The sequence below is a fragment of the Microcoleus sp. AT3-A2 genome (genome assembly GCF_036705685.1).
Lineage (GTDB): Bacteria > Cyanobacteriota > Cyanobacteriia > Cyanobacteriales > Microcoleaceae > Microcoleus.
In genome coordinates, this window is record NZ_JAUBVF010000008.1 from 118,523 (window position 1) to 132,249 (window position 13,727).

General features: G+C 46.5%; 13 protein-coding genes and 1 other RNA gene. 2 read left to right on the plus strand and 12 right to left on the minus strand.

Annotated elements, in window-relative coordinates; genetic code table 11:
- Positions 1-445 precede the first annotated feature (445 nt).
- Entirely contained in the window at positions 446-1,813 is a 1,368-nt protein-coding gene (locus QUB37_RS07625) for a serine/threonine-protein kinase (RefSeq protein WP_333160605.1), read from the plus strand.
- Positions 1,814-1,965: 152 nt separating this feature from the next.
- Positions 1,966-2,322 carry a dihydroneopterin aldolase gene (gene folB, locus QUB37_RS07630; RefSeq protein ID WP_172190257.1) on the plus strand — a complete coding sequence of 119 codons (357 nt, stop codon included), beginning with the start codon at positions 1,966-1,968 and terminating at the stop codon, positions 2,320-2,322.
- 84 nt (positions 2,323-2,406) lie between these two features.
- On the opposite strand, the gene nuoK is transcribed toward folB, so the two are convergent.
- From nuoK to QUB37_RS07690, 12 genes are all read right to left on the minus strand, one after another.
- Positions 2,407-2,712, minus strand: coding sequence for an NADH-quinone oxidoreductase subunit NuoK (gene nuoK, locus QUB37_RS07635; RefSeq protein ID WP_199292736.1), 306 nt, complete (start codon positions 2,710-2,712; stop codon positions 2,407-2,409).
- 79 nt (positions 2,713-2,791) lie between these two features.
- Positions 2,792-3,415, minus strand: a complete 624-nt coding sequence (locus QUB37_RS07640; RefSeq protein WP_333070831.1) for an NADH-quinone oxidoreductase subunit J — start codon at positions 3,413-3,415, stop codon at positions 2,792-2,794.
- 116 nt (positions 3,416-3,531) lie between these two features.
- Entirely contained in the window at positions 3,532-4,107 is a 576-nt protein-coding gene (gene ndhI, locus QUB37_RS07645; protein ID WP_333160607.1) for an NAD(P)H-quinone oxidoreductase subunit I, read from the minus strand.
- A gap of 101 nt (positions 4,108-4,208) precedes the next feature.
- Positions 4,209-5,327, minus strand: a complete 1,119-nt coding sequence (gene nuoH, locus QUB37_RS07650; protein WP_333075256.1) for an NADH-quinone oxidoreductase subunit NuoH — start codon at positions 5,325-5,327, stop codon at positions 4,209-4,211.
- 618 nt (positions 5,328-5,945) lie between these two features.
- Positions 5,946-6,336, minus strand: a transfer-messenger RNA (tmRNA) gene (gene ssrA / locus QUB37_RS07655).
- A 283-nt stretch (positions 6,337-6,619) separates the two neighbouring features.
- The gene (locus QUB37_RS07660; RefSeq protein ID WP_333160610.1) at positions 6,620-8,371 is read right to left on the minus strand and encodes a serine/threonine-protein kinase; all 1,752 of its coding nucleotides are present in this window, start codon (positions 8,369-8,371) and stop codon (positions 6,620-6,622) included.
- Between the two features lie 61 nt (positions 8,372-8,432).
- Complete coding sequence (locus tag QUB37_RS07665; protein WP_333160612.1) at positions 8,433-8,567, minus strand: hypothetical protein; 135 nt, start codon at positions 8,565-8,567, stop codon at positions 8,433-8,435.
- Positions 8,568-8,903: 336 nt separating this feature from the next.
- Entirely contained in the window at positions 8,904-9,515 is a 612-nt protein-coding gene (locus QUB37_RS07670) for a hypothetical protein (protein WP_333160614.1), read from the minus strand.
- A gap of 181 nt (positions 9,516-9,696) precedes the next feature.
- Entirely contained in the window at positions 9,697-9,885 is a 189-nt protein-coding gene (locus tag QUB37_RS07675; RefSeq protein ID WP_333160616.1) for a hypothetical protein, read from the minus strand.
- A gap of 137 nt (positions 9,886-10,022) precedes the next feature.
- A complete protein-coding gene (locus QUB37_RS07680; RefSeq protein WP_333160618.1) occupies positions 10,023-10,550 on the minus strand; it encodes a GNAT family N-acetyltransferase in 528 nt (175 codons plus the stop codon).
- Between the two features lie 42 nt (positions 10,551-10,592).
- Positions 10,593-12,557 (minus strand): glycosyltransferase family 39 protein, encoded by a 1,965-nt coding sequence (locus QUB37_RS07685; RefSeq protein ID WP_333160620.1) that lies wholly within the window; start codon positions 12,555-12,557, stop codon positions 10,593-10,595.
- A 267-nt stretch (positions 12,558-12,824) separates the two neighbouring features.
- The gene (locus QUB37_RS07690; protein WP_333160622.1) at positions 12,825-13,403 is read right to left on the minus strand and encodes a hypothetical protein; all 579 of its coding nucleotides are present in this window, start codon (positions 13,401-13,403) and stop codon (positions 12,825-12,827) included.
- Positions 13,404-13,727: the final 324 nt, after the last annotated feature.

Here is a 13,727-nt window from a genome sequence, read left to right on the forward strand (position 1 = left end):
TACTTCTAGGACTTAGGCATTGACAAATGTTTATATTATGTGTAACTGCCTCTAGAGGCGATCGCTATTTCCAGAGCAGACAGAATTCACTCAAATTACTCAAGTTGTCATTGGGCCCAGAAACATTAGACATCTCCCCAAAAGCTGAATCACCTAATGGGACACAATTGTGCAGAATATGCACAGCCAGTTGACTTCACCTCGATTTGACGACAGCATCAGGATGAGAAGCAATTCTAGTTAAAAGCTAGTCCAGAAATAGCGCTTAGTTTATTCGTTTTTTTGATAATGATGAGGGAGAGTCTACATCATCAAAAGATCCCTAAAGCTATTGAGTAGAGGATTGATATTGCTGGGGCGATCGCCCTCGCATTCAAACAAACTTAGCTACAATAAGCTATACTGTGCTCGACGACTCCCCAAATCGAACAATTTGCCGTGGTTTATGTCTAACTCCTCCCTCCTCACCCCTGGTTCGACTCTCGAAAAACGCTACCGCATCCTCCGCGAATTGGGCCGAGGTGGCTTCGGCCGCACTTACCTCGCCGAAGATATCAACCGCTACAACGAACATTGCGTGCTAAAAGAGTTTTCTCCGGTGGTTCACAGCCCGAAAGCTGCCGAATTGTTCGATCGCGAAGCGAGTATGCTTTACCACCTCCAACACCCGCAAATCCCCCGTTTTCGAGAGTTCCTGCGAACCGATTTGGGCGGGAATCCATCTTTATTTTTAGTGCAAGATTATATCAAAGGTCAAACCTACGAAGAAATATTGATATCGCGTCAGCAACAAGGTAAAAATTTTACTGAAGCTGAAGTTACTCAACTGCTATTTCAGCTTTTACCAGTTTTAGAATACATCCACTCAAAAAATTTAATTCACCGCGATATTTCCCCGGATAATATTATTCAGCATGAGGCTGACAAACTACCATTCTTAATTGATTTCGGTTCAGTTAAACAAATCGCAGCAAATGCCGTACTTCAGTTTAACGGACAATCGGATACGGCGATCGGCAAACAGGGTTATTCGCCCACGGAACAAATGCGGCTGGGAAAAGTTTCTGCTGCTAGCGATTTATACGCTTTAGCCGTCACGGCTTTGGTACTGCTAAGCGGCAAAAAGCCTCAAAAATTGTACGATATCAATAATAAAAATTGGGATTGGCGATCGCACGTCACAGTCAGTCAAAATCTCGGTACTGTATTGGATCGGATGTTATCAGAACAACCGGGCGATCGCTACCAATCTGCAAAAGCAGTCCGCGAAGCACTCAAAGATCCAAAACTCTCTCAAATTGGCAGTATAATTTCCCAAATGGTGACAATGAACTTTGTCGGCCGCCCGTTCAAAAACACCACCCAAACTGCTAGCAGGAATCATACTCCTGTTCACCAAAATCCTCAACTGGTTAATAACCACAGCACATTCAAGTTAATTCCTTGGAAAACCCTAGGCAGTTTAAGTGTGATTTTGGTGCCGGGAATTTTAGCTTTTAGTGTAGTCAAATCTGGTTTCACGTTGCCAAATTTGCCTGATTTACCTAAATTTTCTTCGCGCCAGCAACCTCCTGATACATCCTTAGAGGAAGCCGAAATAATTCGTCAAGAAAAGATTGGTAAACGACGCAAAAATCTCAACATTAATCAAGATATATTCTATCAAAAAGTGGATGAATTATATTACAATAAATATCCCGAATTCCAAGGTCGTACCTTGACAGAAAAGCCAGAAGATGCTGAAATTAGGCGGAAATGGTATGAAGTTGCTGAGGATTTACTGGACAAGTTGGAGAAAGGAGAACGGTTGTGAAATTTAAGATAGAATAAGAGTGATTCAACCGCAGAGGGCGCAAAGAGCGCAGAGGGAAGCGGAAAAGGGCAAAAAAAGAGAGGGAAGAGAAAGAGAACTTTATCTGGTTTAATACAAATTGGTTAGGCAACGCACTTTTAGTTTATTGCAAAATGGATTCTATTCAACTTACAGGAATTCGCTGCTACGGATATACGGGCTATCTGCCGGAAGAGCAAGTTTTGGGCCAGTGGTTTGAAGTGGATGTTACTCTCTGGCTGGATTTATCGCAAGCTGGGAAAAGTGATGATATTCAACATACTCTTGATTACCGCAGCGCAATTACTCTGATTCAAAAGCTAGTCAAAGACTCGAAGTTTTTATTAATCGAACGCCTAGCAGATACTATTGCCCAAGCGCTTTTACAACTACCGTTAGTCGAGAAAGTTAAACTACAACTCTCGAAGCCTGCTGCCCCCATCCCTGATTTCGGTGGCAGAATTACTCTAGAAATTACTAGAAGTCATTAGTCATTAGTCCTTAGTCATCAGTCTTTAATCTGCATTAGTTTGTCACTAATGACTGATGACTGATGACTGATGACTATTGATTAATTACCACTTCAGCAAATTAAATTCTTCCATGTCTACGGTATTGCGGTTGCGATAAATCGCCAAAACAATTGCCAAACCCACCGCAGCCTCAGCCGCCGCTACCGTAACTACAAACACGGTAAATACTTGCCCCTTAACTTGTACGGGGTCGAGATAATTGGAGAAACCCATCAAATTGAGATTGACAGCATTCAGCATCAACTCGATCGACATCAACACGCGCACTGCATTTCTGCTGGTAATTAAACCGTAAATACCAATACAGAAAAGTGCGGCGGCTAATAACAGGAAATACTGGAGTTGCAGTTGCATAAATTTTGTGATTTCGTCTCAATCTAAAGTTACTACAAAACTAACACTATGGTGCGCTAAGCGCACCATAATATTACTTAGATTCTGGCGAAGACACATCTCCGGCAGAAACTAATTCGCGAGGTCTTTCCGGCAAACTCAAAGCAGGTGTTTCGGATAGCTTCTTTGACAGTTCATCCGGGAAAAAATCGCGGCGCGCCAACACAATTGCTCCTACCATTGCCATCAACAAAAACACTGATGCTAACTCGAAAGGTAGCAAAAAGTCAGTGAAGAAATGTTTGGCGATAGTGACGATCGAACTTTCGGCCGGTGCTCCTGTCGTCGCGACAATAGCCCAAGGAGTAGACACCACCATCGTACCCAACAGTGCAAACAAGCCTACGCAAACTACCGCTGTTGCTACTTGACGCACCCAAGCGTTGGGAATAGTGCGGAAATCTTCGCGCTTGTTCACCAACATAATCGCAAACAAAATCAACACGTTAACAGCGCCAACATAAATCAATACCTGCGCTGCTGCTACAAAGTCGGCATTCAGCAACAGGTACAAGCCGGCAATGCTGGTAAATACGCCGCACAGCAAAAATGCTGAGTAAACGATGTTGGAGAACAACACTACTCCTAGTGCTCCTGCAATCATCATTACGGACAATATTCCAAACGAAACAATTTGAACCCCTTCAGCTAGATTCACAATTTTTTATCCTCAATTATTAGTTTTCTATTGTTCGTTTTTACTCATTAGTTAGCAGTCATTAATAATTGGTTATTTCACTAATAACTGATGACTGCTGACTAATGACTAATTACTTACTTTTCGATAATTTCCTCGGGACGCAGACCGGCGCGGCGATCGGTGTAGGAAACTTCATGGGGGTCGATCGCACCTTTCGGCAAATAAGCGAATTCCCGCATCGGTGTCACCATCGGATCGTCTGTAACCTTGTAGGGCAAACGTCCGAGGGCCACGTTGTCAAAATTCAATTCATGACGTTCGTAGGTGGCTAACTCGTATTCTTCTGTCATGGACAAACAATTAGTCGGACAATATTCTACGCAGTTGCCGCAGAAGATACACACTCCGAAATCGATACTGTAGTGCTTGAGTTGTTTCTTCTTAGTTTCTTTGTTAAATTCCCAATCCACCACAGGCAAATTGATCGGACACACCCGAACGCAGACTTCGCAGGAGATGCACTTGTCAAATTCAAAGTGAATTCGGCCCCGAAAACGTTCGGACGGAATCAATTTTTCGTAAGGATACTGCACCGTAATCGGTCGGCGTCTCATGTGGTCAAAAGTAACAGCTAGACCTTGACCGATATACTTAGCAGCTTGAAAACTTTCTTTGGCGTATTCGCCTACTTGATTGAGGAATTTTAGCATGGTGTTCTCTCTCTGTACTTGAGTTTTTGGTAATTGCTAATTGATAATAGGTAATTGGTTAACAGCTATTTTTTTTACTGTTGCCATTTACCTATTATGAATTAACCGCCAAAAGCAAAAGGAAAGGCAAGCTTCAAAGCTGCGGTCAATAGCAAATTAACTAAAGCAACGGGCAGCAAAAACTTCCATCCCAAATCTAGCAATTGGTCGATCCGAACTCGCGGCAGAGTCCAGCGGAGCAGAACTGCCAGAAACAGGAAAAAGTAGGCTTTCAGCATGGTCATCGTAATGCCCAGCAAGCCGGTAATTACCTGCAACCAAGGAGTCGTCTCGCTCAATCCCAGGGCATTTGTCAGCACTTCGACAGGAATCGGGCATTCCCAGCCGCCGAGGTACAAAACTGCTACTAGCAGGCAAGAAAGGACGAGGTTAACGTAGGAAGCGATATAGTACAAAGCAAATTTCATGCCTGTGTACTCAGTCTGATATCCTGCTACCAATTCTTCTTCTGCTTCCGGGAGGTCAAAGGGCAAGCGTTCGCATTCTGCTAGTGCTGCAATCCAGAAAATTAGGAAACCTGCTGGTTGCCGCCAGATATTCCAGCCGACAATCCCGTAGCCGGCTTGCTGGTGTACGATGTCGATCGTACTGAGGCTATTGGACATCATCACGACTGCCAATACTGCCAAAGCTAGGGGAATTTCGTAGCTGAGGGATTGAGCCGCGGCTCTGAGTCCTCCGAGGAGGGCGTATTTGTTGTTGGAAGCATAGCCGGACATCAGCAAGCCGATCGGCTGAATGCTAGACAGGGCAATCCACAGAAATATTGCGGTCCCCATATCGGCGATCAGCATATGCTCTCCGAAGGGCACGATTAAGTAAGACAGAAAAACTGGAATCACCACAATTACCGGGCCTAGGGTAAATAGCAGCGCGTCAGCTTTTGCGGGTACGATGTCTTCTTTGAATACCAACTTCAGACCGTCAGCAACGGGTGCTAAAACTCCCAGAGGGCCGATGAATTCCGGGCCTACCCGCTGTTGAGCGGCGGCGGAAATTTTCCGTTCCAGCCAGACGCTAGTGAGTACCCCGAAAACGGCAGCGACAATCATCAGCAACATCGGCAGGGGTAGCCAAAGCACTTGGGCGATGTCCGCTGGTAAGCCCAAATTCATCAGGGCTTCTACAAAACTTCCTTGTAAGTCAATTCCTGGGTTCATTTTTCCAGCTTTTGAGCGCTCAGCATATAATTTTTCACCCGTCCTTTGTAGGAGTAGGCTTAGAAATCGGGGTCTTTGTAAAGATTTTTAATGCTTTACCGCCTAATAGTATATCGCCCGACAGGCTCCAAGAACGCACAGACAGGGTGAAGTTCTAATTATATGAGCCTGCAGCGTAGCTAATAGGTTGGTAATTTATGGTTGAGGGTTGATTGTTGACGGTTGACGTTTGACTGTAGGCTGTTGACTGTTGAGTGTCCAATCGATTTTGAGTAAGAAATCAATCTGGATTTACGTACTCTCGTGTCTCCAACCTTGCTCCCTCCTAGCGCCCCTTAATAACAGGGGGAAACAATATCTGTAGGGGCCAACCCCCCGTGGTTGCCCCCTTGCCTGAAACGGCCATTCGAGCGTCGGTGGGGGGTAGGCACGGGGACACTACCCCTACAAAACCATGATTTTCCTGAGAATGAAACAGCCCTGGAATGCGAGGGGGCTCTAGACTCAGTTATAAGCCAGATATAGGCCAAACAAAAGGGCCCAGAGTTAACTCTGGGCCCTTTTGATGCTTTAAAGTGCCTTTCAAATGGTTTAAACCATTGATTTTACGTCACTTTTTTATGGAACTGGGCAGAATCGAACTGCCGTCCAAAGCGGGTATTTACCTTCCGATCGTTCACAGGTTTATCCCCTCTAATCCTCGGGGCGGGAACCATCTTTATCCCAAATGGGGGGATTTTCTAGTGATTGCTTTCCTAGCTAGCCGACTAGAAACGTTTAGCTAGGGCATCCGTTGGGGGTTGTTATGCTACCTTTAACGGAGTGAGGTGGCATACACTCTAAACCAAGCTCAAGAAGTTTTTAGGCTACAGCTACGGCTTTGCGAGCGAAAGGAACGATGTTGTTCGCATTTACTATTTTTTTTGAGCCGATATTAACGAGAGTAGACTCCCTCTCGACCTGCATCACGGAGCAGCTTTCGCCACCCTGTCGAAACCATTACAGCCCCTCGTGTGTTCTTTAATCATAGACAATATTTTGTGTTGTGTCAAGTCAAGCGATTTTAGATTTTAGATTTTAGATTTTAGATTTTGGCACAAAGCTGAGTTAGATTTTAGATTTTAGATTTTAGATTTTGGCACAAAGCTGAGTCGGAAATATTTACATTTTGCACCATTTTCTTGAACAGGCAAGATGCCTGTTCCACAAGAGTTCAAGTTTTTTTTGTGAACCCCAGAGCCCGCCCTTAAAAGGTGTATTGACAGTGGTCAAAAATGTCAGCGCTGCCAAGTTTAATGCAAGTTGTCGTCCCAGACGCCGATGTAAATCCGATCGCGCTCATTGCGTTCGATCATCCCTTCGAGCGAACCCTTCCTAAACGTAAACCGATTAGTCCGGCGCTGCTGCACGTCGCCGAGCCCTTGCAAAATCTCCCGGCTGGCGCCGCCCACCATCCCGTTTAACGCGGTTCGCACTACCAAAGCGTCCACCGACTGAGCAAAAGAACCCTCTGTTTGTACTAGCTGGCCCGAATCGCGATCGTAAATGTAGCCGAGAGTAATCCGGTTCGGCAATATTTCGTAAAGTGCGGTGCGAGTATTCGGCCAATAGCCCCGCGCTTGAGAGTCAGTGGGTTCTCCCAATTCAGATAAAATCTGACTTTCCGGCGTACCAACCGCATACCCAGGGATTGTGGGAGTCTTCTGATAATTGGTTCCCGGTTGTTCGGGGCTGGGTGCGGGCGATCGATCTGGCGGCAACTCTTTGTCAACAAGTTTTTCTGTTGGTGTAGGTTCGACTGCCTCGGGAGAAGGCGCTGGGGTTGGCTCTGGTGTTGGCGCTGGGGCTGGTGTTGGAGTTTCAGCAGGCGCTGGAGTTTCAGCAGCAGGCGGCGGAGTTTCTCTCGGAGTCGGCGAGAAAGGCGTTGGTGTGGGCGCGGGAATTGGTGCGGGGCTTGAGCGCGCGTCTGGATCTGCTGGGGCCGAAGTGCGATCGTCCTGGGCTACCGGTGCGGGTTCCGAAGACGGCCGGTTGAGGAAAACCCTAGCAATACCGACCAAACCTGCCACAATAAGTGCGATCGCCACGAACCCCAAAATCCACCAAACCTTGCGGTTGCCTTGCCCAGAAGACACCACAGCAGGCGCTGTTCTCGAACCCGCCGGCGACTGAGGCCCGTGTCCCGGAATCACCGCCACCGTCGGCCCGGTGCTCGGCGACGCTGCACCAAGAGGCTGCCCATGCAGCAGCGACAACCACTCATCGACGCTAGCAGGGCGATTTTGAGCCTCTACTGTCATCCCCCGCATCACCGCAGAACTGACAGCGGCACTTAGCTGAGGCTGCAAATCGCGGGGTGAAGGCATCGGCTGACTGGTACGCAAAATTGCAGCCACCGGCACCTGTGCTGTCAATAAAGTGTAAAGCGTCGCCGCCATACCGTAAACATCTGTGGCGGGGGTATATTTTCCTTGGGCGAAATACTGTTCTGGGGGCGCGTAGCCGTCGGACACCATATTAGTGTGACTTTGGGTTGCACCAGGAGTAAACTCGCGGGCAATGCCAAAGTCAATCAGCACGACTTCCTGAGTACCTTGGCGCAAAAGAATGTTTTGCGGCTTGACATCTCGGTGCAGCAAACCCTTTTGATGAACAACTTTTAAAGCAGCGCCAATTTGAGTTATGTAGAGAATTGCAAGATTTTCTGGCAGCGGATTATTTGAACCGACTACATCGCCCAAATTCTGACCGGCTATGTAGTCCATCACCATGTAAGGCTGCCCGTCTTCGACAAAGAAATCGCTGACGCGGACAATATTCGGATGAACGCAGGAAGCCAACCGCCTCGCTTCGTCTTGAAACTTGCGATCGAACTCAGCAAAATTGGGTTGCTGCCGCAGAGATTCGTTGAGGGTTTTTATGACTACAGGCTGTCCTAAATAGCGGTGATTTGCCCTGAAAGTTATTCCAAAGCCGCCGCGGCCCAATTCTTGTTCGAGGGTGTACTTTCCACCCTGTAAAGTTTTGCCGATTAGCGCATCCATAGGTTCAGGCGATCGCGTACCAAAGAATATGGCTGATTATGGCACGTATAGTGGGATCTCCTCACCAGTCCAAAGAGCGATCGCAATCCTCGATCGGCGTTGCCATTCCTTCCCGAATCGATTCCCGCATTCCCGGCACTGAGAAAAGATACAGTGTTTCCTTAACAGATGCGGAGTCAGATTCAGATAGTAACACTGCATTGCTAGTTTGTCCTGCTGATCGCGATCGGTTGAAGTGACTGACTCATGGGAGCGATCGACTGCTGCAACTGCTTTTGGGCTTCATTGATTGGAATCATAATCTTCCACTTTTCTAAATCAATAGTCCGGACAGTTTTCAATCACTAACGGCAGAATGAGGGTTTCAGCCTTCTCAGTGAGGTCAAATACTAACGGTAGAATGAGGGTTTCAGCCTCGGTCTCAAAAACTGTCCGGAGTATTGCTAAATACGCTTTTCTCGATGATGTGGGGTGGCTGTAGACACTCCCTTAATTATGAGCGATCGTTCCCTTTCTGACTTCTATCTCCATTTTATTTTAAGGTTAGGTCAAGACTTTCTATTTGTTTCTGTGTGTCGGGGTGCACCTGAATATTCAATTCCTCAATTTGTTCTCGCAGATAACCCTCATAAATGATTACATCGTCCCATTGTTGCGAATAGTAAATCAAGCTCTCACCCCAAAAATCCTGAACTATATAATCTAAAACTTCCAAAGCAAATTTTAATGTCTCTGTGGAAGCTTCGCAATCACGATCGGCAGAAATATGGACAATGATGTTTCGCAGCTCGCCAAATTTTTGATATCTATCTAATTCCTTGATTCTATAACCAGTGGTCGCCCAAAGAACTTCAGGTAACTCTGAATACATTAAAGTTCGACCGTACTTAAAGAGTTCCTTGATACTCAATACATCCTTAGTAGTATTTGATTTAGGGTAGGACTTGAAGATTAAAAGCGGATGCTCTTCAGCAATGCGTGCCTTGATAAGTATTTCTGCTCCATGTGCTGCATCAACTACCGACAACATATGAGCAAAAGGCCTCGTCATCTCGCTAAACGTTGCATCATAAATAGCTCTCCCAAGAATATGAAGCCCAAATTCTTTCATATGCTGTGATACTTGTTTTGTCTCAGGATTCATCTAATCTACTCCGTAACGCTAGTTAACTCACGATCGCTGATTGACATCTTGAGCCGCCATCATTGCATTGATATGGGTAAAGATGCGATCTATAGCCTTTCTTAAAAAGATGAGGTACCCGATATTCCCTGAATAGCGGGACTTTCAAGCCTTATTACATACCTCATCTATCTGAGAAAGGCTATAATTCCCCAATGGCGTCGAGTTCCGCTACCTCTTCTGCCATTAGTTGATCTGCCTTTTTCTTCTCTAACAATTGTTCCATGCGCTGTTGGAGCGATTCACTAAATTTGAACAACTTCCACCGATCGACTTTTTCAAGGCAAATCTCATGGATTAACGAGGAGGGTTTGTTGAGAATTGAAACCATTGTAGGCTCCCAGCTTCGGGTTTTAGGTAGTGACTAGATTATAGCTTTTATTCAATCTGGCAGATTTAATGCTCCAACCGAGAACCTTCAAATTACCACCAAAACCAGTGACTTAAACAGCCAAACGGCGTTACAGTTCAAGTCGGATAATATTCATCCCTGCTTATTTGCCATCGCCATATTTTGCCTTCTTCAGGATCGTCCACCTCTGCGATGAACTTCATTCCCACTTTTTGTAACACGCTATTCGAGGCATTTTTTTCAGCTAAAGTGTGAGCGATGACTGCTTTAACCTCCTCGTGAGCGAAAGCATAATCGATCATTCCCTGTGCCACCTCCGTTGCAAATCCGCGATTCCAATATTCGGAAGCAATTTCATAACCTATCTCTACAGTCCCCGACTCATCAGGTGAGCCTGTGAAACCTCCGTTGCCGAGGAGCACTTCATTTTTTGGATGAATAAAGAAGTAGTTTCCCCAGTCAGTTGGAGGCGGATTGGATTCGCAAGATTTGTCAGCAGGGAGGGAAAATGCTTCCGGGAAATGAGGCCAGCTATTAGGCACTACGACATTTAAAATTGCTGCAAGCTCGCTTTTATTGCGCGAGAAAGCTTCTAGGTGAATCCTTTCGACGGGAAGTAGTTGAAGATTCGTAGTTTTAATCATTTTTCTACCTTGTTTAACAAGGATGAGATCACACTATAGGCCCTATCGAAACGCTTGTCTCGGAACCCTTGCGAGTTGGTAAGCCCCCCGACTGTCCAACAATTGATATTGATTTGGTTGCAATCCTAATTGCACAAATTTCTCTGGATATCCCAGCACCAAAATAGAGGGAGAATTTGGGTTTTTAGATTCCTTAATGTAGTCGATCGCCTTTTGGACAGCTCGGTAGTAAGTCACCGGCCCTTGGGTATAATAAACCAGACTTGGTTTCCAGAAACCAACCATAATAAACTCTTCCCCCGGCAGTTTTTGTTGAACCGCAACCTGCGCTAACTGTCTCAGAGGTAACTGGCGGTTGATATCGACCACTTTGTAGGCTGGAGTAAGACCAAAGATGATAAATGCTACTAACCCGATCAGGTTAGCAACCAAAATCCAGCGCTGTTGCCGCTTCCAAAGTAAAAGTGCGATCGCCACCGCTGTAGTTATCCAAATCGTACCGCCGACAATCAGCAATCCCGACTGCTGAATTGCTTGGGGAAAATTGGGCATTGCCGGGTCGTCTCCCAGCCAGTTGTAGCTGTAGAAAGTTGCTCCGGCTATAATTAGTAAAAATACGACATTGAAAATGTATGTAACTAACAGCCCTAGCGGTAAAGAATTCGGTTTTTTTTCTAACTTGGCCCGCCTGTTTTCGGGCTCATTGCCTGCAATAATATCGCTCCACAGCAGCGTTACCAAAATCGCAGCGGCGGGGATTAAAGGCAATACATAACTCGGCAATTTGGTCACGGCGATCGTAAAAAAGCCAAAGATGCACCCGAACCAAAATAGGGCAAATAAACTCAACTGAGCCGATCGCGGTTGACGACGCCAGTAACTGCGCTGCCAAAAACGGGTACGGGCGATCGCCACCGGCAAATAAATCGACCAAGGTGCAAAACCAACTAGCACTACAAAAAAGTAAAAATACCAAGGCGCGGAGTGCTTGTTGACTACTCCAGTAAAACGCTGGAAATTGTGATAGCCAAAAAAGCTGTCAATATAAGTTTGACCGTTGGCTAAAATAACGAAAATGTACCACGGCAGGGCGATCGCCAGAATAATTAAGATTCCCGACACTGGACGCATTTCGCGCCAAAGTTGCCGAAAATTTCCCAAATAAAGCCCGAAGCTGCCAACAATCAGCGCTGGCACGACAATTCCCACAGGCCCCTTAGCCAGAATTGCTAAAGCAATTAGTACGTAAAAAGTCAGATACCACTTATTAGGAAATCTGGAAGCGGCAACGGTGGAAATTTCTGCTTTTTCTCTCTGTTCTTCTAGAGTGTAACCAAGAAAAAATGCCAGTAGTGCCGAACACATACAACCGACTAATAGCATATCTGAAACGCCAGTCCGTCCCCAGGCAATAGTTTGGGGATTTAAAGCTATTAGGGCCGCACCAATCCAGGGAGTAGAAAGAAAAATAGGAATACTAGGAGAGGGGGAGAGTGGGGGAGTGGGAGAGTGGGAGAGCGAGGGAGGAAAGACAGTTACATTCATCCGTGTATCCGTGTCCGAATCCGGGTCGTGCCCTTCTTCCTCCTTCCTTCTTCCTTCTTCCTTCTTCCTTCTTCCTTCTTCCTTCCATAAGGTATAAAATCCGAGGCAAGTCAGACCGATCGCGCACAAAGCCGAGGGAAGACGCACGGCCCATTCGTTAACGCCCAGAGTGCGGTAAGCCACCGCCATCAGCCAGTAAATTAACGGCGGCTTGTCAAACCTCGTTTCGCCGTTGAAATAAGGAGTGATCCAATCCCCTGTCACCGTCATTTGACGGGCGGCTTCGGCAAACAGCGGTTCGGTTTCGTCAACTAAACCGATGTTGCCGAGATTCCACAAGAAACCTACCCAGGCGATCGCGCACAGCCATAAAATCGATAGCAGCAAAGGTGCGATCCTCTTCGAGGGCTTCGCTAACGGGCGATTTCTAAACTCTGACAAATTTTTAATAACTTCCTTCACCCAAACTTCCTGCGATTTTAGATTTAAAATTTTAGCTCGCTTAGAGAGTCTACCGAAAGATTCGCATTCTCGAAACTCCCAACTCGATCGAATCTGGTTAAACTCAGATGTTGCACCATTCTCAACAAGCCTTTCATGAACAGGCCGGAAAGCCCTTTCTTTAAATGATGTGGCTATGTGAGGTTAACTCACATAGCCACACCCTTCTCAACAAGACCGGATCAATCGGCTTTCTCGACCAAAATCTCCGCACCAGCAGCTAAGCGTTCACGGCTGCAAAATTAATTGCCATTCTCCGGCTGTGCTGTTCCAAGCCGGCGAGGGTGTCTCCCCGGCGACGAAAGGCCCCCAGTAGCGGCGAGAACCATCCTGAGCAAAAACCACCAGAATGTCTCCCCGTTTGACTTTTAACTTGCCCTCCGGCAGCGATAGCATCAGTCCCTTGCCACCGCCTTCCCCCGGCGCAAAATCCCAGTGCGCTGGTTTTCCATAGGATTCCTTGGCTTGCCGTTTCGACAGCAGGGCCACTCGCACTGGGTGTTCGCTGCGGTTGCTGACGCGCAAAAGACCGGAGGCTTTAGCATCTACAGGGATTGAGGAAAGCAATTCCTCCTCTGACTCTGGGGGGGTTGGTGTTGAGTCGGGCTTGGGCTCGCTGGCGGTGTCTGCAGAAGCTGTCGCAACTGGGGAAACGGGGGGTGTGGGGGGGTATGCGGTGGCTTGTGAGGGCCAATCGCTCGACTGATTTGAACCGTTGGAGATAGTGATTTCAAAACGTCCTAGAAACATTCCTGTAATTAGGACGATCGACACTCCAATTACGATCTGGTAAATTTTAAGATTCATAAATTTTAGGCTTACAGGATAGACTGCACCGATAATGAGTCTTAACTATTTTTAATGTAAAACCAGGGGCTGCTGTGCAACAAGATACAGTTACACTTAATTACTTGACCGTTCTCGGCTATAAGTCCGCGATCGCTCAATACCATCTTAGATGTTAAATTTTAGATTTTAGATGGCGACATACTGACCCCGGTAAGAATTTGGAGTTGGTGGGGAGGGGCATTTGTTTACTCATCGGTATAGCTTTTAATGCCAGTTGAAAAAAAGAGTGCCACTGTAGACCCGTACTCCCAACCCCAATACTCATCAGTAATTCGGCATCTC